Below are 21,906 nucleotides of genomic sequence, written 5' to 3' on the forward strand. Positions count from 1 at the left end.
CTAAAACCCCCAGAAGAGAGAATTAAAAGGGAAGGAAAGGCCTTCAGAGGCCAGCGAGGTACTCCATGAGGGCCTCGGCGGCAACCCTGGTCTCGTTCCTGGTGGCACCGGCGACGATGACGACGTCGTAGCCGCCAAGGGCGTCCTCGATGTACTCGATCTCACCGGGGCTGTTGTACCAGTCGACCTTGCTGATGTTGTTCTCGACGAGGTACTTGGTGAGGCTGTTGGCGACTGGACCGCCGACGAGTATGAGGTTGGCTCCCGGATCCTCCATGCTGACCTCGTAGTCCATGACGGTTATCGGGGCGGTGACAGGCTTGATGTTTATCTTCTCGGCGGTGGCGTGGATCTCGCTGACGACGTACTCGGTGTCAAGGACCTGGTCGCCGACCTTGAGCTCCTTCTCAACAACGGCGCCCTCCTTCTCCTTGAGGCAGATGTAAGCGTAGGCAACGACGCGGTCAACGTTGTCGATGGTGCCGTTGCCGTTGATGTCGTAGCCGACGTCTGCCTCGTTGAGGGTCTTCATCTCGAACTTGTACCAGAGGTCGTAGGTGCCGAAGATGTCGACCGGGTTGCCCTCGAGCTCAGCCTTGTTGGTGAGGGTGATGTTGGTGATGTAAGTACCGTCGGTGTTGATGGTCATCTCCCACTCCTTGCCGTCGTAGGTGATGGTCCTGCCGCTCTCGTAGGTGTCCACATCGACCTGGGCCTCGATGGCGGCGATGAGGTGGCCATCGATACCGACGAAGGTGTCCCTGAGGGTCAGTATGACGGCACCGTCGCCGAAGACATCAACGGGGGTGTCCTTCTCAAGGATTATCTGGTCGCTCTCGGTGCCGGTGACGGCGTTCTTGACGGTGACGAGGGCCCTCTGGTCGATGATGCTTATGTCGAGGACGGTGACGACCCAGTCAGTGCCCTCAATGGCCTGCGGCTGACCAACCTGGTACCAGGCCTGGCCCTTGTCGAGACCGGCGGTGAAGGTGTCGTTTCCGACGCTGAGGACGTAGTAGGTCTCACCGAAGACGGTGAAGGTCTCGCCAGCGCCGACACCCGGCTTGTAGAGGGTTCCACCGGTGCCCTGGAGGGTGTCGCCAATGTACCAGCTGGTGACGTTCTCGTACTCGGCCGGAACGCCCCACTCCGGGTAGGCGGGCCTGACTTCCTGCTCTTCAGTCACGGTGTAGTTGTAGAGGACGTAGTCAACGAAGACGGTGACGTTGCCCGGGGTGACGAGGAGGTCAGCGCTCTTGGGCGGCATGCTTCCGTCCCAGTCGCTCGGGTCCTTGGACTTGAGCTGTATGTTCTTGAGGGTGACGTGCCAGTCGATGAGCTGCTCGTCGCCGATCTTGTCCTTGTCAGCTATGGTGGTGGTGACCTGGAAGTTGCTCATCCAGTCGCTGTAGGAAACGTCGTATCCGCCGGCACCGTTGTACCAGTAGTCGCCCGGAAGCTCCTCATACTTGGTGGCCCAGGCGGTCTGGTTCCTTATGGTGCTGGCGTTGTAAGCGTAGATGGTCCAGCTGTCGATGGTCTCGGGCGGGTACTCGGCCTTGATCTTGACGTAGTCGCCCTGGACGTCAACCTGCTCCTCGGTGTAGAGCAGGCTTCCAAGGGCAACTGCTATGTCAGCGGCGCTTGCAACGTCCATAGCAGCAGCGGTACTTCCAACGACGATTTTAACGTTCGGGGTTCCATCGGCGTTAACGAAGAAGTCCTTCGGTATGTTCGGGACGGTCGGCTGAGCGCTGGCAAAGCCCATGGTGGCTCCAACCATAGCGGCACCAACAGCGAGCGCCGCGATCTTCTTAACTTTCATCTCCCAACACCTCCTTGGCTTTGGGCTTACGCCCTGAGATGGTCTAATATGTGTTGTCAATGACTTTCTACCGACTTCGGGTATATATACTTTTCGCTTTCAGACCCTTTCTCCGCTTAAAAGAAGCTCGCTCATTGCCGTAAAAATGAAAGGGAGCTTAATTAAATGCCTATACCTTTTTCGCCTTTTGCCGATAATATCACGGGTTCAGCTTGAACTCGGTGTTCTTCCTTTCCATTATCTGCCTCTTGACGGGCCTCGTGACCAGTTCGTTCACGAAGCCGCCGAGGTCGGTGAGGGCGTTCTGGAGTTCGTTGGCCGTGATGTCTATTATCTCCGGCTCGATGATTGAAATCGCAACTGGTGCGTACTTTCCGGTGAGCTGGAACAGCGTCTCGAATGGAGAGAGTAGCTCCGCCGCGAGAAGCCCCTTGAACTTCCCGTCCTCCGTCTCGCCCTGCACGACCAGCTTGTTTATCCTGCAGCCCTCGAGCGAGAGGGCCTTGGCCATGGTTTCCCTTATTCCCTCCTCACTCTCTCCGAAGACCTCTATGACCATGCGGTAGAGGACGTTCCTGTCCTCGACTATCAGCTCCTCTATCTCCTCCCGCTCGTACCCGATTCTTGGAACCGGGACGTCGTCAAGCTTGGGATAAACGGCAAGGCCACCGAACTGCTTCATCAGCTTTCCCAGGAACAGGGACACCTCTCCGAGAATCTTCATGAGCTCCTGGGACTCCACCTCGATCTTGCCAGGTCCGAGAACCTCCACCATGGCCGGGGAGTAGCGGAGGACGAGCCTCACGATGCTGGCAAGATCGCCCGCCAGCTCTGCCTCTATGACACTGGAATACTTTAGGAGCTCCTCGTTTTCGTTTTCGAGCACGTCCTCGACCAGAACGCGCCTGACCCTAACGTCCTTCTCGCCCTTGAGGTTCTCTGCGGTTTCCATCATAGCCCTTTCTAAAACTTTCTTGTCGCTTCCCAGGCCTTCGATGTAGAAAATAACCTCAATCTCCTCCAATTTCATCACCACGTTCTTTCATATCGCTTTTTCGTGTACGTCCCAACGACCGGGATACGTTCACCGCAGTACTTACATCTTCCGTCGTCCGTGATGCTGTACTCGGTAATCTCGAAACCCCAGCGGACTATTAAAGGTTTGCCGCACTTCGGGCAGTATGTGTTCTCCCCATCATGTCCCGGCACGTTGCCGATGTAGACGAACTTTAAGCCTTCTTCCCTGGCAACGCGGTAGGCCATCTCAATCGTCTCTATCGGTGTCGGTGGCAGGTGGGAGAGCTTGTAGTGGGGGAAGAAGCGCGAGAAGTGAACCGGTGTGTCGTCTCCGAGCTCCTCAACGACCCAGCGCGCGAAGGCCCTGATTTCTTCCTCCCTGTCGTTGAGCGTTGGGATTATTAGGTAGGTCAGCTCGACGTGGATTCCAAAGTCTTTCTTCGCTATAACAGCAGTCCTCCTGCTCGGCTCGCCGCTCGGGACGCTCGCTATCTTCATGTAGAAGGTGTCATCGAACGCCTTGATGTCGATGTTCATGGCATTTATGTACGGCGCCAGCTCCCTGAAGGGTTCCTCGTTGATGTAGCCGTTGGTTATGAGGAGGTTGTAAATCCCCTCCCTTTTAGCGAGCTTTGCAGTATCGAGGACGAACTCGTACCATATCACCGGCTCGTTGTAGGTGTAGGCTATGCTCTCGCAGGAGTAGCGCTTTGCCATCGCCACGACCATCTCGGGCGTCATATCGTGGAGGTAGGGAAAGCTCTCGTCGGCCTGGCTTATCTCCCAGTTCTGGCAGTGCTTGCAGTGCATGTTGCAGCCGACGGTGCTTATCGAGAGGGCGCACGAACCGGGCCAGAAGTGGAATAAAGGTTTCTTCTCAACCGGGTCCGCTCCGATGGCCGATACCTTTCCGTAGTTAAGGGTGTAGAGCTTGCCCCCGATGTTCTTCCTTATCCTGCAGGAGCCCCTCTTCCCATCGCTGATGATGCAGTTGAGCGGACAGAGCTTACACCTCACCTTGCCCCCTTCAAGGGGCTCCCAGTAAAGGGCCTCACGCATGGTTCTCACCTAGAATATGACTAAGCTTAACCACGTTTAAGCTTTCCGTATTCCCCGTAGAACTCCCGCATTGTGTAGAACCTTGCACCCTCCTTTCTATAGTGGTCGATGAGCGTTCCGAGGAGCTCTACGGCTTTGTCCCCCGTATTGAACCTGCAGTCCCATCGGATTTTTTCCCTCTGCATCGGGACGAACTCCCACGGGTGGGCGAAGTAAACCTTCGGCTCCTTTAGGTGGAGGTGGATAATCCTCTGAAACCTCCAGGGGAGCCTTATGACGGAGCTTGTAGTCGACGCGGGCACCTCAAGGACGTTCCCGAAGAACTTCACCCCAGAGCGGTAGCCCTTGTAGGTCGCCTTGGAGGAATCGACGAGGACTCCGTTCTCTTCAAGGACGCGGTAGTACTCGTTCGGGAACTGGAGGTTCGGAGCGCGGAAGGAGACGACCTCCCCGAACTCGCGGAGAACCTTGAAGGACTTCTCGATTGCTCTCTTCCCTTCTTCAAAGCTCAGCTTGTCGAGTCTCTCATGGTTGTAGTTGTGGCTTCCAAGCTCGTGGCCTTCGTCGATTACACGCCTGACCAGCTCGGGAAAGCGCTTCGCCATCTCCGCGGTGAAGAAGAAGGTCGCCTTTATCCTCTTCTCCGCCATCAGGTCTAGGAGCTTCGGCAGCCCCTCCTCCATTCCCCTCGTGGTTGTTAGGTACGGTGGGCAGTCATGTTCAACGTCAAAGGTTATCGCTACTTTCATTACGACAGCCTCCTCATAAGCTTGTATGCCAGGTAAAGCCTGTCCGCTTCCTCGCCCATCTCGATCGTCATTCTGTAAATCCGAAGGAGCCTCCTCAACACGACTTCCCACGAGAAATCCCTTTCGGCCCTTTCTCTCGCGCACGCTCCCATCTCTACCAAAAGTTCGGGCTCCTCAAAGACCTTCGCGAGGTTTTCTGCCATTTTCTCCTCGCTGACAGCCAGAAGACCAGTGATGCCTTGAACCACCATGTCTGATAGCCCGCTCTCGTTTCTTCCAATGACGGGATTGCCCGTTGCCATTGCCTCGAGACCTACCACAGGAAAGGCCTCCAATATTCCGGGCATGAGAACGAGGTCGGCCGCCCAGTAGAGGGGCAACAACCTTCCCCTCTCCATAAAGTCGTAGAGCTCCGCTATCTCCCCGAGCCCCGTTCTCCTGAGGTTCTCCTCAAGGACGGGCCTCATGGGACCGTTGCCTATCATCACCAGTCGGACCTTTCTCTCGGACATTCCGCTTTTCTCCAGCGCTTTCTTCACCATCACGGGAATCCTGTGGGCCTGCTTCCTCTCGGTCATTCTCCCGAGGTACAGGATCACTATCTCATCGCCGACACCCAACTCTCTCCTCGCCTTCTCCCGCTCCTCCGGCTCCGGCGGGCGCCACTTTCTAACATCTATGCCGTTGGGAACGACCACCACCGGCCGGCCGTTGAGGTCCTTTCCGAGCAGCTTTCTGGTGTCCTCGGCAACCGGACTGCTGACGGCCACGAAGGTGTCCACCTTCTTCAGGTGGTGTCTCACGAAGGCCCTAACGAGCTTGCCTAGGGGAGGTTCACCGAAGAAGGAGTGGTTGGTGGCGACGACCGGAACGCCCCTTATCCCGCGTGATATCTTGGAGACAGCCACCGCGAGGGGGGAGTAGATGCTGTGGACGTGGGTCAAGTCGAAGTTTGTTCTCTTGTAAAGCTCATTTATCCGCCAGAACTGACCGAAGCCGACGCTCACGTGGTACTTCCGAAAGTACAGCGACGCGGGAAACCTGTCCACGGGATAGGGAAAGCTGTCGATGTAGGGCTTCATGTACCTGTAGTCGTGGGTTATTATGTGGGGCTGGTGGCCGAGGTTCATGAGATTCCGGGCAAGCTCGTCGATGTGCGACTCGATTCCGCCGACCTTGGGGTAGAACCAGTCGCTTGCTATTGCGATTTTAAGGCTTTCCATATTTCAACCCCTCCGGAGGAGAGCAGGACCGCGAAGCCCACGATGCTGCTGGCCACGTATGAGACGAAGCGCTCTAAGAGGGTTATGGAGACGGCGAGGGCCGTTGGAATGCCGAAGTACGTTAGCGTTCCGATTAACCCGCCCTCGATTATCCCCACGCCACCTGGGGTGAAGGCGACGAGGCCGAAGAGCAGGTTGGCTATTGAGATAAGTGCTATGAAGCTCCAGGTTAAGTTCAGGCCGAAGGCGAGGGTTATGAGCTTCAGCCTGGCAACGTCGAGGAGCCAGACGGCTGAGCTTAATGCTATGGCAATGATGTTGAGGTTGTGCATACCCCTGAGGGAGGAAATTCTGTCCATTTCCTCCTCCGTTATGGGGGTGCGGAACAGGCGGAGGGAGAGCCTGACGAAGGCGTCCCACTTGATCCAGATGAGCGCTATTCCCCCCACCACAAAAAGGAGGAATGGCAGGGGTTCGTCCGAGGAGAAGTAGCTCATTCCCAGGAGGAAGAGGGCAAAGACAGGTATCGTTTCGAGTATCCTCTCGTAGATTATGCTGACGGCCGAGACTCCAGCTGGAATGTTGGCCCTCTTTGAGACCCAGGCCATTCTGAGGAGCTCTCCTCCACTCCTGCTCATGGGAGTGACGTTGTTCATGAAGATTGACGCCAGTATTGCCTTGACCAGCTCCCACAGGGGCGCGTCCCTCCCGACGCCCCTCAGAACGAGCTTCCACCTGATTCCGTAAATGACCACGCTGACGTAGTATGTAAGGAAAGCTAAGAAAAGGTACCTTAGCGAGGCCGCGCTCACCACCGAAAAGTACTGCTCCGCGGAAGCGGTGAGACTCTCGAGCATAGTCAAGACCTAACCATAGTCGGTCGAGGGTTTTAAAACGTTATCGGAACACACCTCTATACATCCCATTTTCTCCCCTGCTGAGGTGTTCCCAGCCGAGAACGGGCATCTCCTGTCTTTTTCCTTCCGTGGTAATGTAGACTCCCGCTCCGCTGGAAACCCTTCCTATGACCGTGCACTCGAAATCCAGGCTCTCAGCGAGCTCTGGCCTTATTGTGAAGACCAGTTCGAATTCCTCCCCACTGGCAAGGGCGAGAGAGAGCGGTTCAGCCCCAATTACCTCCGCGGCTTCCAGCACCTCCCTCCTCACGGGGATCCTCTCAGCCTCAACCTCTATTCCAACACCGCTCATTTCAGCTATGACGTGAAGCTCCTTGCTCAGGCCGTCGCTCACGTCTATGGCTGAGGTGGCAACCCCGCTGAGGGCCGTTCCCTCCTCCACCCTGGCCCTTGGTTCTAGGAGCTTCTCGTAGAGGGCATTCCTAACTCTGGCTTTAACTTTAAGCTCATGCTTCCAGACGAGAAGTCCAGCCAAAGCCCTGCCGAGGTCACCGGTAACGCAGACTAAATCCCCTGGCCTCGCCCCGCTCCTCGTGAGCAGTCTCCTCGTTCTTCCGAGGGCGATTCCGTCTATTATCAAATCATCAGCCTCGTTGGTGTCGGCACTGAGAACCGGAATGCCGTAGAACTCGAGGGCCTTCCCTATTCCCCTCGCGACGCCTTCCAGGTACTCCACATTAACGTCCCCGGGAACGCCGAGGGAGAAGAGAAAACCGATAGGCCTGGCACCCATTGCCGCTACATCGCTCACGTTCATCGTGACGGCCTTAAAGCCCACCTGCTCCGGCGTCATTATCCCCGGCACGTCGGTCTTCCTCACCAGCATGTCGTTCGTTGCTACCAGCCACTCATCGCCGAGCCGGATAGCCCCTGCATCGTCACCGAGCGGCAGGTCACCCTGCCTCTTGAGGTGCCTGAGGAAGAGATTTATAATCTCGGATTCCCTCATTTGAACTCACCCGGCCGTAGGATTTTGAAGCAGTGGTTGGAGAAGCAGAATACGTTCTCCTCATTTCGAAGCGCCAGGAGGTCTTTATCCCCCGTTATCAGGGCATCAACTTTCCCGCTCAACGCGGTGGCTATAATGGGGTTGTCCTTCGGGTCCCGTGAAACATGATACACCTCACCGATGGGAACTGAAGTGGAGAACGTGGCGAGGAGAAGGACGTAGCGCTCAACGGCATCGTCAGGCAGGCCGAACTTGTCTCCCAAAACTTTCTTGACCTCTCCAATGATGTAATCCGAAATAACGTTCTCATGGATTCCCCGGATACAATCCCAGAGCAGTGCCCTCTCCCGCCCGTTCCAAAAGTAGGCGGAGATTAGCACATTGGTATCAAGTAGAATCCTCATACCGCACTTCCCTCACTGCCCTGATTACGTCCTTCTCGGTGATTTCCAGGGCCTTTGCGAGTTCCTCTCCCTCTCTGAAGACGTCCTCAACGCTCAGCTTCTTCATCACGATATAGCCGTTCTTCTCCGTCACCACAAGGTAGTCACCGTTCCGTATTCCAAGCGCCTCACGAATTTCTTTCGGTATGACGACCTGACCCTTCGTAGAGACTTTCACAACCTCCATCTCAACCACCGTATGGAATTTCCTACTTTCTTACTTATTATCTTTTCGCGCAAACTTGCCAATTTCACCCGGCATTCTTCAGGAACTCGGTTATGCTCCTCTGTCTCGGCTTCCCCTCCTCCGGGACGGAAACCTCAACGCTTTCAAGCTCCTCGACGCTCGCCTTCCTTATCTCCTCCGGGAGCTTTATCTCGCCGTACTTCCCCCCACCGCCGGGGATAACGATAAGCTTGCCTTCCCTGTATGCCCACACCGCTTTGGCAACTTCCTCGTGGACTTCAGCTAGGCTTTCCAGCGGCACATCGACGAGAACCCTTATCTCGCTCCCGAACTCCCTCAAAAAGCGCTCCCAGATTAGCCTTACCGCCTTTGTCTCCACGCCTTTGCCGATTACCATCGCTATTATCTCTGCGAGTGGGGCTAAACGGAGGTAAGGCGGTCTATCCTTCGGTCTCTCGTCGGTGTCCGCCAGTTCAAGGATCCTGTCGTGAACTCCCTTCTTTATCCTGCCGCCACATTTCGGACACTTCCACCTGAAGGCCCTTGCCTCCTCCGGGGAATACTTCGCGTAGCAGCGGGAGCAGGCGGTCAAGTGGTACTTTCCTAAGCGGGGGTCGAGGCCAGCGTTGAGGACTATCCTCCTTCCCCCTCTCCGGAGAATCGCCTTCCGGATCTCCTCGAAGGTGGCATCTTTGACCTCGAAGCGGTTGAACTCTCTTCCAAGGCGGTGGGGCATAGGTGAATGCGCATCGCTGTTGCTGAGGTATGTTAGGGGGTGGTGTGCGCTTATCCTGTCGGCCATTTCCGAATCCGCCGAGAGGCCCAGCTCAAGGAAGTGGATTTTAGCCCCGCCATAGGCCTCCTTCAGGCTGTCGTACTCCTTGTAGAGGCTCGTCCAGGGCGTAAAAGCGTGCGCTGGACCTATTAGAACGCCGAGCTCGTTGGCCAGGTCTGCTATCTCGGCCGCCGGGAGGTTGAGGTGGGGTCTCCCTTCGGTGTCGATGTCATGGGAGTGCTTCCTCAGCTCCTCCCTCATCTCCCGGACCGTGGAGATGCTCGGAAAGATTAGAACGTGGTGCACCCTCTTGCTGTCCTCAACCTCGGCCGTGAGGAGGAAGCGGATTCCGTTCCTCTCGTAGGTTCCCTCGTCCACCCTTTCCGCGTTCCTCAGCAGTTCTTCCTCCCACTTCGGATTGAGTATGTCACCGGTTCCTACTATGCCGAGTCCCTTGAAGCGCGCGTTTTCGGCCAAGTTGGCTATGGTCATTGCCTTCGAGACCGCCTTCGAATAGCGCGAGTGAATGTGAAGGTCCGCATCAACCAGCATGGAACCACCTCAGTCTATGTACATTCCCTCCAGCCCGCGGTAGTAGGCGCGGTATATGTCCCTTTTGGTTATCACACCAACCAGCTTCCTGCTTTCCGGACTCTCCACGACTGGGAGAAGGTTCTGGTCGTAGGCCATCAGCTTCTCCAGTGCCTCCTCGGCCGTTTCGGTGGGGTATGTGATTCCGTAGGCCCTGCGGAGGAAGCGCCTCACCTTCATTCTCTTCAGCGAGGAGGACTTCTTCAGTATGTCCTTGACGCCGATTATGCCCACGACCCGTCCCTTGGAATCGACCACCGGGAAGCAGTCGTGGCCGGTTTCGCCTATTAAATGCTCCACCTCGAAGAGCGTCATCTCCGGGGTGACGTAGACTGGCTCGCGGGTCATTATCTCGCCCACGGATATAGTTTCTAGGATTACGGGCTTCCCTGTCTTGACGCGGTAGCCCTTTCTGATGAGCTTGAGGGTGTATATCGACTCGCCCTTCAGGAAGAACCTGGCCGTCAGGAAACCCATCGTTGCGGACGTCATGACGGCAGGAAGAACCGCGTAGCTCCTCGTCAGCTCCGTGACCATCAGTATCTGGGTCAGCGGGGCCTGCGTCATTCCGCTGAAGAAGGCCGCCATTCCCGCCAGAGCATAAACGGCCGGATTGGCACCGAGGGAGGGGAAGAGGGAACTCACGATGGCGCCAAAGGCGGCCCCGAACATCGTCCCTATGTAGAGGCTCGGGGCGAAGACGCCGCCGCTCTGGCCGGAGCCGACGGTCAGCGCGGTGGCGAGCATCTTTACCAGCCCGAGGGTTACGAGCAGACCCACCGCCAGCTCCCCGTAGAAGGCCATTCTCATTCCCTCGTAGCCTATGCCGAAGATCCCGTAGGCGGGGAAGAGCATTCCAAGCAGGCCTACACCGAGGCCTCCTATGACGGGCTTGATAGTCTCTGGAATCCCCGAGCCGGAGAAGCCGTCCGCCACGCGGTAGAGGAAGCGGGCGTAGAATGCCGCCAGGGTTCCAAGGATTAAGCCGGTCATGAAGAAGAAGGGAAGCTCGGGGAGCGTGTGGGCAATTCCTCCGGGTATGTCGATCTCCACGGCCCTCTCAAGAACCGCCATCGTCACGGCGTTTCCAGTGACGGCGGCGATGAAGATGGGAACGAGGTTTATCGAGAAGGCCCCCATGTAGACTACCTCGAGCGCGAACATTGCCCCGGCCAGCGGGGTGTTGAAAGTTCCCGCTATTCCCGCCGCGAGGCCGCAGGTGACGAGGAGCTTCCTCATCTCGCGCGAGAGGTTGAACCACCTTGCCAGGATTGACGTCAGCGACGCGCCGATGAAGCCTATCGGTCCCTCCCTCCCAACGCTTCCGCCGGAGCCTATCGTTACCGCCGTCGCTATCGTCTTCAGAACCGCGAACTTGCCCGGAATGTTGCCGCCCTTGAATATCACCGCCTCGATGACTTCGGGAACCCCGTTGCCCCGGATTTCGGGGCACCTGGCGATGAAGAGGGAAACCACGAGCGCCCCCAGGGTGGGGAGTAGAACGTACCCGACGTTGAGGCCGGCCAGTTCGTAGGAGACCACCGGGAGGAGTTTTCCGAAGAACAGCTCGTGGACGATGCCTATGGCGATCCTGAAGGCTATGGCCCCGATGCCACCGACTATGCCGGCCAGTATGGAGAAAACTATCACCACGCCCCACTTCCTGAGGTACGCTCCCGTTTCGGAGGCCATCACATGAAATTAGCTTGGGGAATAAAAAGCTTAAGCTTTTATACCCCTGGCCCGAAGACCGGTTGGTGGAAGATTATGAAGGTTGAAGGTTTCATAGCATCTCTCAGGAATGCCGAGACAATCGGCGAGCTTTTCAAGATACTGGACGAGAAGGGCCCCCTCGTTGAGCTGGACGGCCAGAGGTTTCTGATAGTGGTTGAGGGCGACTTTGAGGGGAGGCCCTTCTGGACAGAGATAAACGGCGAGAAGGCCAATCAGGCCCTCGGCGATGCGATGCTCAACTCCTCGAGCTTCCCCTTCAAGTGCAAGAGGCCCTACACCGGCGGAAACGTCATATTCGTGAACTTCGACGACATCGAGGTTGAGAGGTTCCTCGTTGCCTACCGCGACCCGGATTACGGGGTCTTCTACCTCGTCGAGAACGGCGAAGCCAAGGAGATAACGAAAAAGGAGTACGAGGATCTCAAGGCCGAGATGTCTGAGTTCAAAATAAAATCCATGAGCGAGGAGCAGATGGAGGTTATGGGGGCATTCTTCGGTTGAAAACTAGCCGGAGCCCTTCACCTCTCTTATCCTCTTCTTGGTTTCCTGGATTCTCTCTACCTTCTGGGCCGCTTTCGTGCTTCTCTTCTCTTCAATCTCCTGCCTGAACGCCCACTTGAGGAGTGGCGGCGTTATCAGCACTGAGACGGTTATGAATATCAGCGTCGCCGCTATGAACTCTGGGGCGTGCTCCGGGCTTATCGCCCCCCCGTGTATCGCCACCATCAAATCGACGAGTGCAACCTCCGTCCTCGGCACCGAGCCTATGCCCATCTGGAGCGACATCATGAAGTTCTCCCGGGTGAAGAGGAAATCCCTTCCGCGCCCCCATGCGGTTATCCACGCTCCGATTCCCCTTCCGAACACCTTTCCAAAGACGGCAACGACAGTTAAAACTCCCGCCAGGATCAGTGCGTCGGCGTTTTCAAAAACGGTCAGGTTTAGCATCGCCCCCGTGTGCACGAAGAAGAACGGTATCAGCAGGCCGTAGCCTATGGCCCTCACGTCGTCCATGAGCCTCTTTCCCTCAGGAAGCCTCGAAAGGACGAGGCCCATCATGAAGGCGCCCTCTATGGCAGCGGCAAACCAGCCCTCCGCCAGAGCCGCAAAAAGGAAGGTCATTCCGAGGACCATTCCGAGGATTCCCTTCTCAACGTGGAGCCTCTCGGCGAACCTTATGTAATAATCAACCAGGAACCACCATATCACCCCGGTTATCACGAAAAACGCTACTATCTTGGCGCTCAGCTCTATCAAGCTCCCGCTCCCAACGGCGAATATCACGAGCGCTATACCAAGGAAATCGTCCATGACGCTCGCGCTAAGCGAAGCCGCTCCCACCTCGCTCTTGAGCACGCCTAAATCCATCATCACCCTGACGGTTAGGCCTATGCTCGTTGCTGTGAGCAGAACGCCGCCGGCGAAGGCTTCCCTGCTGTTGTAGCCAAGCTCCATGAGGGCAAACCAGCCGAGAACAAGGGGAACGAAGACACCTAGAATCGTTGAGACCGTTGCCGTCAGACCTGTCTTCTTCAGCTGTTCAAGGTCGGCGTCGAGGGCGCCGAGGAAGAGCAGGAATATTATGCCCAGCTTTGCCAGGAAGTTAGAGACGACCGTCAGGTCCGTGGTGAAGCCCTCGCCGCTGACGATGGGCAGGTACTGGGGCGCAACTATGCCGAAGTAGACGAGGTTGCCGAGAAGCATTCCCATGAGAAGCTCTCCGAGAACTCCTGGAAGCTCAAAGCGCTCTATTATGCTGTCTCCGATCTTTGCCAGAATCAGTGAGATGCCGATGGCGAACAGCAGCCACGTCACGGTTTCCATTGTGCACCACCCACCCGGAGCAGTCTCAGCAGCTCGTCTATCAGTATGCGGAGGCTCACCTCACCTACGAGCTTCTTCCCCTCGACGACGGCCAGAACCTGTGTCCTGTACTTTCTCATCTTCACGAGGGCTTCAAGAACCGTGGCGTTTTCCTCTATCGTCAGTGCATGCCTCTCGGCGATGTCCTCGGCCCTTGCCGCGCCGCCGAGCATGGATTTCATGGTCTTGCTCGTTATCCCCAGCTTGAACTTGTGGGCCCCGGGTGGCAGGAGGACGTCGATAACGTCTATATAACGGATAAACCCAACCAGCTCCATACTATCCCTGTCCTTCACAACCCAAACGTGGTGCCTCGTGCGGAGTACCTTGAGGACGCTGAGGAGATCTGCATCTGCGGTGACCACGGGCATGCTCTCGAGCCTGGGCATGATGTCGGTCAGTTTAAGCGAGTGAAACCTCTCAAGGGCCGCTTCGATGTCCATCGTCACCACCACTTCCAACTGATGAAAAAGGTTCTATTTAAGGATTTGCGGGACGCAAGGAGCACAGGGGACACGGTTAGAACATTGTACCAGTGTTCTTCAGGGACTTGAATTTTGGACTACGGGCGGCAGGTTCGTTTTCCATACTTCCCAATCATCGACTCATACTTCATCTTCAAGGGCGAGACTTTCAAAGGAAGGCCGCTATGGCAGAGATAACTATATAAGCTTGAGTTGCTAAACTTCACGTTGTGAATAAGGGGGTTGCCCTATGAAAGCCTGGGAAAAAGCCGTTATCCTTGCAGCAAGAACGCTCGTCTTCTTTGGTCTCATAAGTACATTGATGTACGGCAAATTCGACCAGATCATAGCTGCTGCTGCGGGCTTCGTGGCCCTCTTCGTCCCGAGCATCGTTCGCAGGATCTATCCGCACCCCAGCAGAAGGATCTGGCCCTGGATAAGTCCCTTCTACAACGATGGAATTTACACTCTCTTCTCGATCTTCATGGCGGCCCATATAACCTTCCTCAACGTGCCCTTTGTTCACCTTGACCTCTACAACCAGGTCTGGGGCTACGCCGACGTTCCCAGCCACTACCTTGGGGGCCTGGTCACGTGGGTTATATTCAATGAGGTCGTTCTGGAGTCCTCAAGAACCTACAACCTAAACTGGAGCCACCGGAGGATCATCGGCATAAGTTTCTTTGCCCTCCTTCTGGTTGGTGTTGTCTGGGAGTTTTTTGAAGTGGCCATGCAGCCCGCGATGCCCTGGCTCTACGAGAGTCTGAGAAATAAAACCCAGGACGTTGTGATGGAGGTTCTTGGATTCCTGACTGGAATCTTGCTAGTTTACCGCATTGAATACCCGTACTCCATGATCAAACCATTTTCGAACGGCCCGGAGCTTAAGAAATCTTCCGTCGGCACGCTATCAAGTCCGGAAAAACTCAGGGGGTGACTACACCCCCATCATTCCTATGAAATAGAACAAGAGCTTTGCGGCGGTTAGTGAGGTCGGATTCCCAAGGTTTTCCCCTGCCACCTCCATTATGTCAAAACCTGCTATCTTCTTGTTTTCTGCCAGCCATTCAAGGGCCTTTATCACGTCCCAGAAGCCCAAGCCGCCGGCTTCTGGTGTTCCTGTTGATGGAACCAGGGACAGATCGAATACATCTATGTCCACGGACAGGTAAACCGGCTCGGGGAGGGGCTTGACAAGCTCGATGAAGGCGTCAAAGCTGTAGTCCCTCGCGTGAACCCAGGGAATCCCCTTTTCCTGGGCGTAAGAGACCTCCTCCCTGGTTCCGCTCCGGATTCCGAACATCGCCTCCTTGACCCCGAGCTCCGATATTCTCCTCGCCACGCATGCGTGGTTGTAGGGATTGTCCTCGTAGCTCTCGCGGAGATCCAGATGGGCGTCGAAGACGACGTAGCTGGCAGGTTTTAGTGCTTCCACAGCCCCGAGGGTTTGAGAGTGCTCGCCGCCGAGGAGCACCGGTAGGGCGTCGGGGTTTATGCGCTTCAGCTCCTCGATGGTCTCCCGCACTCTGTCCGCGGTTCTCCTCGGATCCCCGGCGACAACGGCAACGTCCCCTATGTCTGCTATGGGGAGTTCGGCTATATCCACGTCGTAGTCAAGCACGTAGCTCTCGAGGTTGAGGGTGGCGTGCCTGATAAGGGTTGGCCCGAACCTCGCGCCGGCCTTGAAGCTGGTCGTGCCGTCAAAGGGAACGCCGAGGATTACGAATCTCGCTCTTTCAGGCCCGACGAGAGGAAATTCCAGTTTAAGCGTCTCGTAGGTGTAGAGGAAATCCATGAGGGCACCTCCTGGAAGAATTGGAGCGCCTGCTTAAAAGGTTAGGGGAAACAGAAGAGCCAGAGGCTCACTCGCCCTTGAGCTTCATGATCTTGATCCTGCCGAGGGTCTCCCAGTACTCGACGTTGATGCCCTCCCTGAGCTGGTCCTTGATCTCGTCGGCGACGCCGGTCTCGATCGGTATGTCGTAGAGCTCGTAGGTTTCCATGTCCATGATCTGGACGGTGTCTGGGGTCATGGCGATGATCTGGGCGGTTCTCTTGTCGATGATCGGGACATCGACCTCGGCGCTGGTGGGCTTGACGATGCTCCTGACCTTGCCATCGAAGATTCCAACGGCCTCGATTCTGGCCTTGGCGGAGCCGTGCTTTCCGGGCGAGGAAACGGTTATGTTGGCTATCCTGCAGGGCTCGCCGTCGATGAGTATGTACCTTCCCGGCTTGAGCTTGCTAACCTGAACCTTGGTCTTGTCTCCCATTTTTCAGACCTCCTAATAAGCGTTCTAAAACCGATTGGGAAGGGTCTTTAAAAAATTTTTGAAACGGGAAAACTCAGCGGCGGGACTTCAGGAGCATGTTGTTCATGAGAACCGGCACTAGGAGAACCAGGCCGAGGAGGGCACCTATCTTCACCGGCATCTTGGGAGCCGTCAGGGAGTAGTAGAGCACCGCCATGCCGCTGACGAAGAGCACGACCATCACTGCCGCGATTATCGCCTTGTTGTGGGTCAGTTCTGAAGAGAGCAGAGGGTAGCCTTCAACCGCGGCTATGAGGGCGGCCACTGCGAATGGAACGACGACGAACATTGTTCTAATGTCCCCTATGACCATCGAGCCCGCGATTATGGCTCCCAGGAGTGCAACGAAGCCCAGGCTCTGCCCCCTGCCGAGCTGCATGACCTCCGATAGCATCTGGCTTCCCATCTCGATGAGGACTATTATGGTGGTCAGACCCGCGAGGTAGAGGGAGAGCATCAGCAGGGCTATGAGGGTGGTGTCGTTGGGCACGTTGCCCCTCAGTATCTCGGGAATCGAGTAAAACACCTCGATGGAATCCATTGGGCTCTTCTCGCTGTTGGTGGCGTAGTCCTTTAGGTCGTTGAACTTCAGGAAGAGCTTCATAGACTCGTCCGCTGGAATGTCTGGATTCTGGAAGGCCTCGCCGTACGCCTGGTAAGCGGCGCCTATGGAGTAGGCGACCGTGAAGGCCGCCGCGAAGCTCAGGATTATCTGGAGTACGAACACCGCCGCGAGAACTTTCTTGAGGTCGAGCTCCTCGGGGGTGAAGCTGCCTATGACGTAGTAAACTCCAGTTCCAAGGCCGAAGGAGATGAAGACTGAGACGATCATAAAGAGGATTCCCTTTGTGGTGAGAGGCAGGTCAAGGGAAGTTATCGCTGACACGGCGCGCTCCATGTACTGAACGGCCTGCGGGTCGGTAACGGTGTCAAGCGCCTGTCCCCTGATGAGAACCGCAGAGACTATGGCGAAGAGGACGAAGAGGATTGATATGATCGATATGAACTCTAGGGTTCTGCCCTTGGCCATCACCAGCAGAAACACCGAGAGCAGAACGGTTCCCACTGCGATAACCGGCACGTAAATCGAACCCACTCCGGCGAGGAGGGCAATCCCGTATGCGGAATAGTAGGTCGTGACGCCCAGCATTATCATCAAGAACATCAGCAGGGTGAATATCAGTGCTGGTGTTCTAGCTATCTTGAAGAACAGCTCGTAGATTAGGTAGCGGGTTTTTTTGGTGCTCTCTGCCTCACTGTAAATGAGGAACATCGCCACCAGCATCGGGACGAGGGAGATTAGAAATCCCTTAAGTCCAAAGGTTATGTAGTACTTCGGTAGAACTAGGAAGTTCCATATTCCCAAGATGTATCCGGTTATCAAAAACGCCATCAGGAAGCTTATTTTTCGCATGAACCGGCACCTCCGATATCGCTTTTTCCGTATTGATCTAGAGCGGCAGAAAAGTAAACAGCGGCAAAATATAAAAACATTGTGTAGTCCTTTGGCCAGGATCAGAGAACCCAGTGCTCAAAGTTGATGATTATCTCGTTCACAATTGTCCATGCCATCAACGGGACATTGTAAAGGCTTATCTTCTCCCATGGTGTTTCACTTCTAAAGTCACCGTGGGGGAAACCCCCGACTATGACAAGGGGATTCTCGAGGTCTGCAAGAATCTTTCCGAACTCCGGTGGTTTTACCAGCCTGCCCCTCTCGTGCATCACGAAGACGCCGTCCGGCTTTATCTCCTCCACCAGCTTCCCGAGGCTCTTCCTTTCCAGCCTCAGAAGCTCCAGCTCCTCGGGCACGGCACCTTTCTTGAACAGGCTCTCCATCAGTCCGACGAACCTGTTGTAGTTCCTTGGAATCCTCGTCTCTGGTTTGATGTGAATAACCTCATCGTTTCTCGTGTGCACGTAGATCCTCAGCTTGTCCTCCTTGTTGGCTATGCTCTCGAGGGCGTTCAACAGGCAGATGTGGACTATGTCTGGCCTTCCGCGCCTCTCCCCGTCGTCCAACTTCTTCAGCGCGGAGTGATGATAGGTGCTGTCCAGGAGCACCTCCTCAGGCTTTTTGCCCCTCCTCCTGGCATAATTGACGATGGCCGGGTGGTCCCTTATTGCCCTCGGAACAAGCTCAAGCTCTGCCTCAGCTATCACCAGATGGAGCATTCTCCCACCTCTCCAGCTTTATTCCCCTCTCCTCAAGCTCACCGGTTATCCTTGTGAAGGTGTCTATGCGCATTCCGAGTATCTCGGGGGGAATGACGCCGAATATGCAGCCACTTTCTGCGACTATCCTAGCCACCGCGGCTGCAGTAAAGCCAGTAACGCGGGCCATCGACGTGAATCCGTCCCTTTCCTCGTCGTAGAGGAGGTATCCTATCTCTTTCTCCTCCCCGTCCAGCGTTCCCCTTCCGAGGACCTGCATTATCGAAAAGTCGGGGCTCTCGTAGCTCATCAGGGGCGCTATGACCTCGAGCGTCTTATCGACGTGTTCCGGCCTGAAGAAGCCCAGCTCCCTCAGAATCCTCATCTTCTCCAGGTGTCCCGGCCAGCGGAGGGTCCACTCCTCAAGCTTCCCAGCTCTAACGCTCTCCAGCAGACTCCTCAGCCCGTCGCTGAGAAAGGCCTCGAACTCGAAGCCGCCCACCTTTACCTCCCGAATTTCCTCGAATGGGTCCACGGCCTTAACCTCACCGTCCCGGATTGCCCTCGCCGGGCGGGTGTACTCTTCGATTAAATCTTTAGGTGACCATGTGATTCTGTAATAAAGTGGTGGCTTTGGCTCCTTCGGGAGCCCCCCGACGTATATGTAGCCCTCCCTCAGCTCGTCCATCTCCTGCCAGATGCGCCCCATCAGGATATGGCTGAGCCCCGGAGCAAAGCCCGCATCGAAGATGACCGTAACCCCTGCCTCCTCGGCCGCGTCCCTGAGATCCAGGGGGTTTTCGGGCATGAATGAGACATCGACCATATCGACGCCGGCCCGTATTGCCGCCCTGACGGCCCGGTAGCCAAACCTCCCCGGAAGCGCCCCGATCACCAGCTCGAAGCCTCTCATGACCTCCACGAGCTCGTCAAAGTCCGTCGCGTTCACCTTTACCGGGGTGGCGAACTCAAAAATCGCCTTCAGCCTCTCCTCGCTCACATCGCCCACGTGAACCTCGAACTCCTCCCTCAAGTCCCAGGCTATGGCCCTCCCGACGTTTCCAGCACCGAGAACGAGAACCTTCATGCTAACCCCCAGAAGTAACTTAGAGAAGGTATATATAAGCCCTGCCCCAACTTATTTCAATGCCGATAAGACTCCCCCTCTTCAGGAAGAAGGTGCTCGACCTGCTCGCCTCCTCTGACGAGACCAAGGTGATGCACGTCAGCGACACACCGGAGAGCGTCTACCGCTTCATCGGTGAGGTTATTGAGAAAACCCAGCCGGATCACATAGTTCACACCGGCGATCTGGCGGACAACATAAAGCTGGAGAGGAGGCCGGAATTAAAGCCCCTCTACATCGGGGCCGTCCGAAAGCTGGCTAGGGTTCTCAAGTCCTCGGGCGCAAAGCTTTACGTCGTTCCGGGAAACGAGGACGATTACGAAACCGTCAATGAGTTCTTTGGCGAATCCGTGGTCGATCCTGGAACCGTCGTCGAGATAGAGGGGACAAAGCTTGCCCTCGGTCACACGTGGAAGGACGTCGTGAACCTCAATGCCGACTTCAGGCTCTACGGCCACAACTTCAAGCTCATTGAGAGGGGCCTGAATGGTGTTCTCGGCGTCAATTTCATTCTTCTTCCGAGCAGGAGGACGTACCGTGTGAAGTACCCTGGCGGGACGGACTTTGACAGGGGATACAAAATGTGGAGGGGGCTGTGATGAGGATACTCCGCTTCGGTCCCTCGATCCTCTTCCTCAGGACTCCCCATGCGGAAGCCGTCCGCGGAGCCCTGGCGGAGATGTTTGGAGTGGAGGAGATGCCAACCGACGAGGCCATAAAGATGAGCAGTGAGTTCGAGACGATAGTCTTCGTTACTGAGGAGTGGAAGAAGGAAACGATTCCACCGGAGACGGCTTTTCTTATCGGCTTCCACGCCCCGGTCGTCCTGAGCGGAATAATCAACGCGGGCCTGCCGGTTGAGAAGGTTCACGTCGAGAGCACGCTGATCTTCATAAGGGTACCCAGCAGGGTGGAGGAGGGCCTGAAGCTTCTCTCCGAAAAGTACGGCGGAGTGATAATGGATATACGAACCGCCCTCGATGAGGGCGAGACCGGGGACACGATAATCGGCGTGACCCGGAAGAAGCTCAACTCTCCGATCGGGCCGGAGGACATCGATGGTGCCGTCCTCGTCCGCAGGGACTTCCTGAGCGTCTACCGCGAGCTGAGCATCGACCTTCCCGTTCTGCTTCTTAAGCTGATGCCCGAGTGGAACGAGATTACGATTAAAATCTACGACACTGACAAGTGCTATGAGGAGAACATAGAGCGTCTCATGATGGTGATCGAGGACCTCGACCTCGGTTTCGTCGTCGGCGAGGGCTGGGACTGGGACTACCCGCGGCCCTTCATGCGCGTTCCCGTCTACAAGCTCAAGCTCCTGACGTGGGAGGACCCGGTGCGCGTCAAGTTCCTCCTGAAGGGGCTGGAGTACAGGGGCTACAAGCGCCTCTGCGACATCGACGTCTTCGTAGAGGGCAAGAAGATTCACTGGACGTCCCTCGGGAAGTACGACTCAAAGTTCGAGCTGGCCAAGGCCGCCCGTGAGGAGCTGGAGAAGAATCTCAGCGGGGACGTCCTGGAGAGACTGCACAGGATAGAGGAAGTCCTAGTAAGTGAAGCCAGGGATTAGAGCTTTTTAATCTTCGCCACGAAGAAGCCGCTCGTGCCGTGTCTGTCCGGGTAGAAGCGCCTCGCCTTTTTGATTTCTTCACTTAGCACAACGCCGAAGGGATTCGTTAAGGCCGGCTCGCCGTGGCGGAGGGGCAGGAGCTCAACGTCGAAGTTATCAAGAACCCACTGGATTACGAACTCGTTCTCCTCCGGCTCGAGGGAGCAGGTGGAGTAGACGAGAACCCCTCCCCTTTTCAGGACTTCGAGGGCCTTCTCGATGAGCTTCATCTGCAGTCCCTGGCAGAACTTGACGTCGTCCATCGTCCTGTTTGCCTTTCGCTCGGGGTTCTTGTGTATCGTCCCGGAGCCGGTGCAGGGGGCATCGAGAAGAATTTTATCGAATTCGACGCCGAGTTCATCTATGTGGAGCGAGGATTTGTGGAAGAGCACGGCGTTGGTGACGCCGAGGCGGGAGAGGTTCAGGCGCGTCTCTTTGAGCCTCTCCTCGCCGACGTCGAAGGCGTAAATGATGCCCTCGTTCTCCATCAGCTGTGCCATGTGGCTCGTCTTCCCACCGGGGGCGGCGGCCATGTCCGCGACGGTTTCACCGGGTCCGGGTTCAAGGGCGACGGGCGGATACATCGAGCTCGCCTCCTGAATGTAGAGCAGTCCGCTCAGGTATTCGGGGGTCGAGGTTATCGAGAAGGGCTCGCGCGTGAGACAGAAACCTTCCCTGGCCCAGGGGACGCGCCTGAACTGGAAGCCCTTCTTATTGAGGAGCTTGGTGAGCCTTGGAACCTCGATGCGGAGCGTGTTCACGCGGAAACACCTTGGCAGGGGCCTCTCCATCGCCTCCGCTATCGCTAAGGCTCTCTCGCCCCAGAGCTCGTAATAGCGCTCCGCGAAGGTCTTTGAGTAGCCGAGGCTGAAGAGCTTTTCGAGCATGGTGAGTAGTTGGAGGAGG

Annotated in this window: 23 protein-coding genes; 4 read left to right on the plus strand and 19 right to left on the minus strand. The window is 56.3% G+C overall.

All coding sequences use genetic code 11. From position 1 onward, the window contains the following. Positions 1 to 43: 43 nt before the first annotated feature. The 11 genes from E3E27_RS03240 to E3E27_RS03290 form a co-directional block, all read right to left on the minus strand. On the minus strand, positions 44 to 1,825 hold the full coding sequence (locus E3E27_RS03240; protein WP_167773414.1) for an S-layer protein: 1,782 nt from the start codon (positions 1,823 to 1,825) through the stop codon (positions 44 to 46). 199 nt (positions 1,826 to 2,024) lie between these two features. Continuing rightward, positions 2,025 to 2,849, minus strand: coding sequence for a hypothetical protein (locus tag E3E27_RS03245; protein WP_167773735.1), 825 nt, complete (start codon positions 2,847 to 2,849; stop codon positions 2,025 to 2,027). A gap of 5 nt (positions 2,850 to 2,854) precedes the next feature. Beyond that, positions 2,855 to 3,901: an AmmeMemoRadiSam system radical SAM enzyme gene (amrS, locus tag E3E27_RS03250; protein WP_167773736.1), complete on the minus strand. Its 1,047-nt coding sequence runs from the start codon at positions 3,899 to 3,901 to the stop codon at positions 2,855 to 2,857. 26 nt (positions 3,902 to 3,927) lie between these two features. Next, positions 3,928 to 4,650, minus strand: coding sequence for a polysaccharide deacetylase family protein (locus tag E3E27_RS03255; protein ID WP_167773415.1), 723 nt, complete (start codon positions 4,648 to 4,650; stop codon positions 3,928 to 3,930). Continuing rightward, a complete protein-coding gene (locus tag E3E27_RS03260) occupies positions 4,650 to 5,873 on the minus strand; it encodes a glycosyltransferase family 4 protein (protein WP_167773416.1) in 1,224 nt (407 codons plus the stop codon). The genes E3E27_RS03255 and E3E27_RS03260 overlap by 1 nt, the downstream gene beginning before the upstream one ends. Then, positions 5,849 to 6,730 (minus strand): lysylphosphatidylglycerol synthase transmembrane domain-containing protein, encoded by an 882-nt coding sequence (locus E3E27_RS03265; protein WP_048151717.1) that lies wholly within the window; start codon positions 6,728 to 6,730, stop codon positions 5,849 to 5,851. Before E3E27_RS03265 ends, E3E27_RS03260 begins: the two co-directional genes overlap by 25 nt. Before the next feature lie 40 nt (positions 6,731 to 6,770). Further along, a complete protein-coding gene (locus E3E27_RS03270; protein WP_167773417.1) occupies positions 6,771 to 7,739 on the minus strand; it encodes a thiamine-phosphate kinase in 969 nt (322 codons plus the stop codon). After that, positions 7,736 to 8,143: a putative toxin-antitoxin system toxin component, PIN family gene (locus tag E3E27_RS03275; RefSeq protein WP_167773418.1), complete on the minus strand. Its 408-nt coding sequence runs from the start codon at positions 8,141 to 8,143 to the stop codon at positions 7,736 to 7,738. The genes E3E27_RS03270 and E3E27_RS03275 overlap by 4 nt, the downstream gene beginning before the upstream one ends. Next, complete coding sequence (locus E3E27_RS03280) at positions 8,127 to 8,369, minus strand: AbrB/MazE/SpoVT family DNA-binding domain-containing protein (protein WP_167773419.1); 243 nt, start codon at positions 8,367 to 8,369, stop codon at positions 8,127 to 8,129. Before E3E27_RS03280 ends, E3E27_RS03275 begins: the two co-directional genes overlap by 17 nt. Positions 8,370 to 8,433: 64 nt before the next feature. Beyond that, positions 8,434 to 9,696 (minus strand): TIGR00375 family protein, encoded by a 1,263-nt coding sequence (locus E3E27_RS03285; RefSeq protein ID WP_167773420.1) that lies wholly within the window; start codon positions 9,694 to 9,696, stop codon positions 8,434 to 8,436. A 9-nt stretch (positions 9,697 to 9,705) separates the two neighbouring features. Beyond that, positions 9,706 to 11,427: a chloride channel protein gene (locus E3E27_RS03290; protein ID WP_167773421.1), complete on the minus strand. Its 1,722-nt coding sequence runs from the start codon at positions 11,425 to 11,427 to the stop codon at positions 9,706 to 9,708. Positions 11,428 to 11,502: 75 nt separating this feature from the next. Between E3E27_RS03290 and E3E27_RS03295 the strand changes: the two genes are divergently transcribed. Beyond that, positions 11,503 to 11,970 (plus strand): hypothetical protein, encoded by a 468-nt coding sequence (locus E3E27_RS03295; protein WP_167773422.1) that lies wholly within the window; start codon positions 11,503 to 11,505, stop codon positions 11,968 to 11,970. A 3-nt stretch (positions 11,971 to 11,973) separates the two neighbouring features. On the opposite strand, the gene E3E27_RS03300 is transcribed toward E3E27_RS03295, so the two are convergent. Beyond that, on the minus strand, positions 11,974 to 13,293 hold the full coding sequence (locus E3E27_RS03300) for a cation:proton antiporter (protein ID WP_167773423.1): 1,320 nt from the start codon (positions 13,291 to 13,293) through the stop codon (positions 11,974 to 11,976). After that, positions 13,281 to 13,775: a CBS domain-containing protein gene (locus E3E27_RS03305; protein WP_014788118.1), complete on the minus strand. Its 495-nt coding sequence runs from the start codon at positions 13,773 to 13,775 to the stop codon at positions 13,281 to 13,283. Before E3E27_RS03305 ends, E3E27_RS03300 begins: the two co-directional genes overlap by 13 nt. A 271-nt stretch (positions 13,776 to 14,046) precedes the next feature. Between E3E27_RS03305 and E3E27_RS03310 the strand changes: the two genes are divergently transcribed. Continuing rightward, positions 14,047 to 14,733 (plus strand): hypothetical protein, encoded by a 687-nt coding sequence (locus E3E27_RS03310; RefSeq protein ID WP_167773424.1) that lies wholly within the window; start codon positions 14,047 to 14,049, stop codon positions 14,731 to 14,733. Here the strand turns inward: E3E27_RS03310 and speB are convergent, their stop codons facing one another. The 5 genes from speB to E3E27_RS03335 form a co-directional block, all read right to left on the minus strand. Next, positions 14,734 to 15,591, minus strand: a complete 858-nt coding sequence (gene speB / locus E3E27_RS03315; protein ID WP_014788116.1) for an agmatinase — start codon at positions 15,589 to 15,591, stop codon at positions 14,734 to 14,736. 67 nt (positions 15,592 to 15,658) lie between these two features. Beyond that, on the minus strand, positions 15,659 to 16,069 hold the full coding sequence (locus tag E3E27_RS03320) for a translation initiation factor IF-5A (RefSeq protein WP_014788115.1): 411 nt from the start codon (positions 16,067 to 16,069) through the stop codon (positions 15,659 to 15,661). Positions 16,070 to 16,142: 73 nt separating this feature from the next. Continuing rightward, complete coding sequence (locus E3E27_RS03325) at positions 16,143 to 17,522, minus strand: sodium-dependent transporter (RefSeq protein WP_014788114.1); 1,380 nt, start codon at positions 17,520 to 17,522, stop codon at positions 16,143 to 16,145. 101 nt (positions 17,523 to 17,623) lie between these two features. Continuing rightward, on the minus strand, positions 17,624 to 18,283 hold the full coding sequence (locus tag E3E27_RS03330; RefSeq protein WP_167773425.1) for a 16S rRNA methyltransferase: 660 nt from the start codon (positions 18,281 to 18,283) through the stop codon (positions 17,624 to 17,626). After that, complete coding sequence (locus E3E27_RS03335) at positions 18,261 to 19,349, minus strand: saccharopine dehydrogenase family protein (protein WP_167773426.1); 1,089 nt, start codon at positions 19,347 to 19,349, stop codon at positions 18,261 to 18,263. Before E3E27_RS03335 ends, E3E27_RS03330 begins: the two co-directional genes overlap by 23 nt. 59 nt (positions 19,350 to 19,408) lie before the next feature. Between E3E27_RS03335 and E3E27_RS03340 the strand changes: the two genes are divergently transcribed. Continuing rightward, positions 19,409 to 19,987 (plus strand): metallophosphoesterase, encoded by a 579-nt coding sequence (locus tag E3E27_RS03340; protein WP_014788111.1) that lies wholly within the window; start codon positions 19,409 to 19,411, stop codon positions 19,985 to 19,987. Further along, positions 19,987 to 20,961 (plus strand): hypothetical protein, encoded by a 975-nt coding sequence (locus E3E27_RS03345; RefSeq protein ID WP_167773427.1) that lies wholly within the window; start codon positions 19,987 to 19,989, stop codon positions 20,959 to 20,961. Before E3E27_RS03340 ends, E3E27_RS03345 begins: the two co-directional genes overlap by 1 nt. Here E3E27_RS03345 and E3E27_RS03350 read toward each other — a convergent pair. Continuing rightward, positions 20,958 to 21,887 (minus strand): RsmB/NOP family class I SAM-dependent RNA methyltransferase, encoded by a 930-nt coding sequence (locus E3E27_RS03350; RefSeq protein ID WP_167773428.1) that lies wholly within the window; start codon positions 21,885 to 21,887, stop codon positions 20,958 to 20,960. The genes E3E27_RS03345 and E3E27_RS03350 overlap by 4 nt on opposite strands. Between the last annotated feature and the right edge of the window lie 19 nt (positions 21,888 to 21,906).

The organism is Thermococcus sp. MV11 (assembly GCF_012027285.1).
Classification (GTDB): Archaea; Methanobacteriota_B; Thermococci; order Thermococcales; family Thermococcaceae; genus Thermococcus; species Thermococcus cleftensis.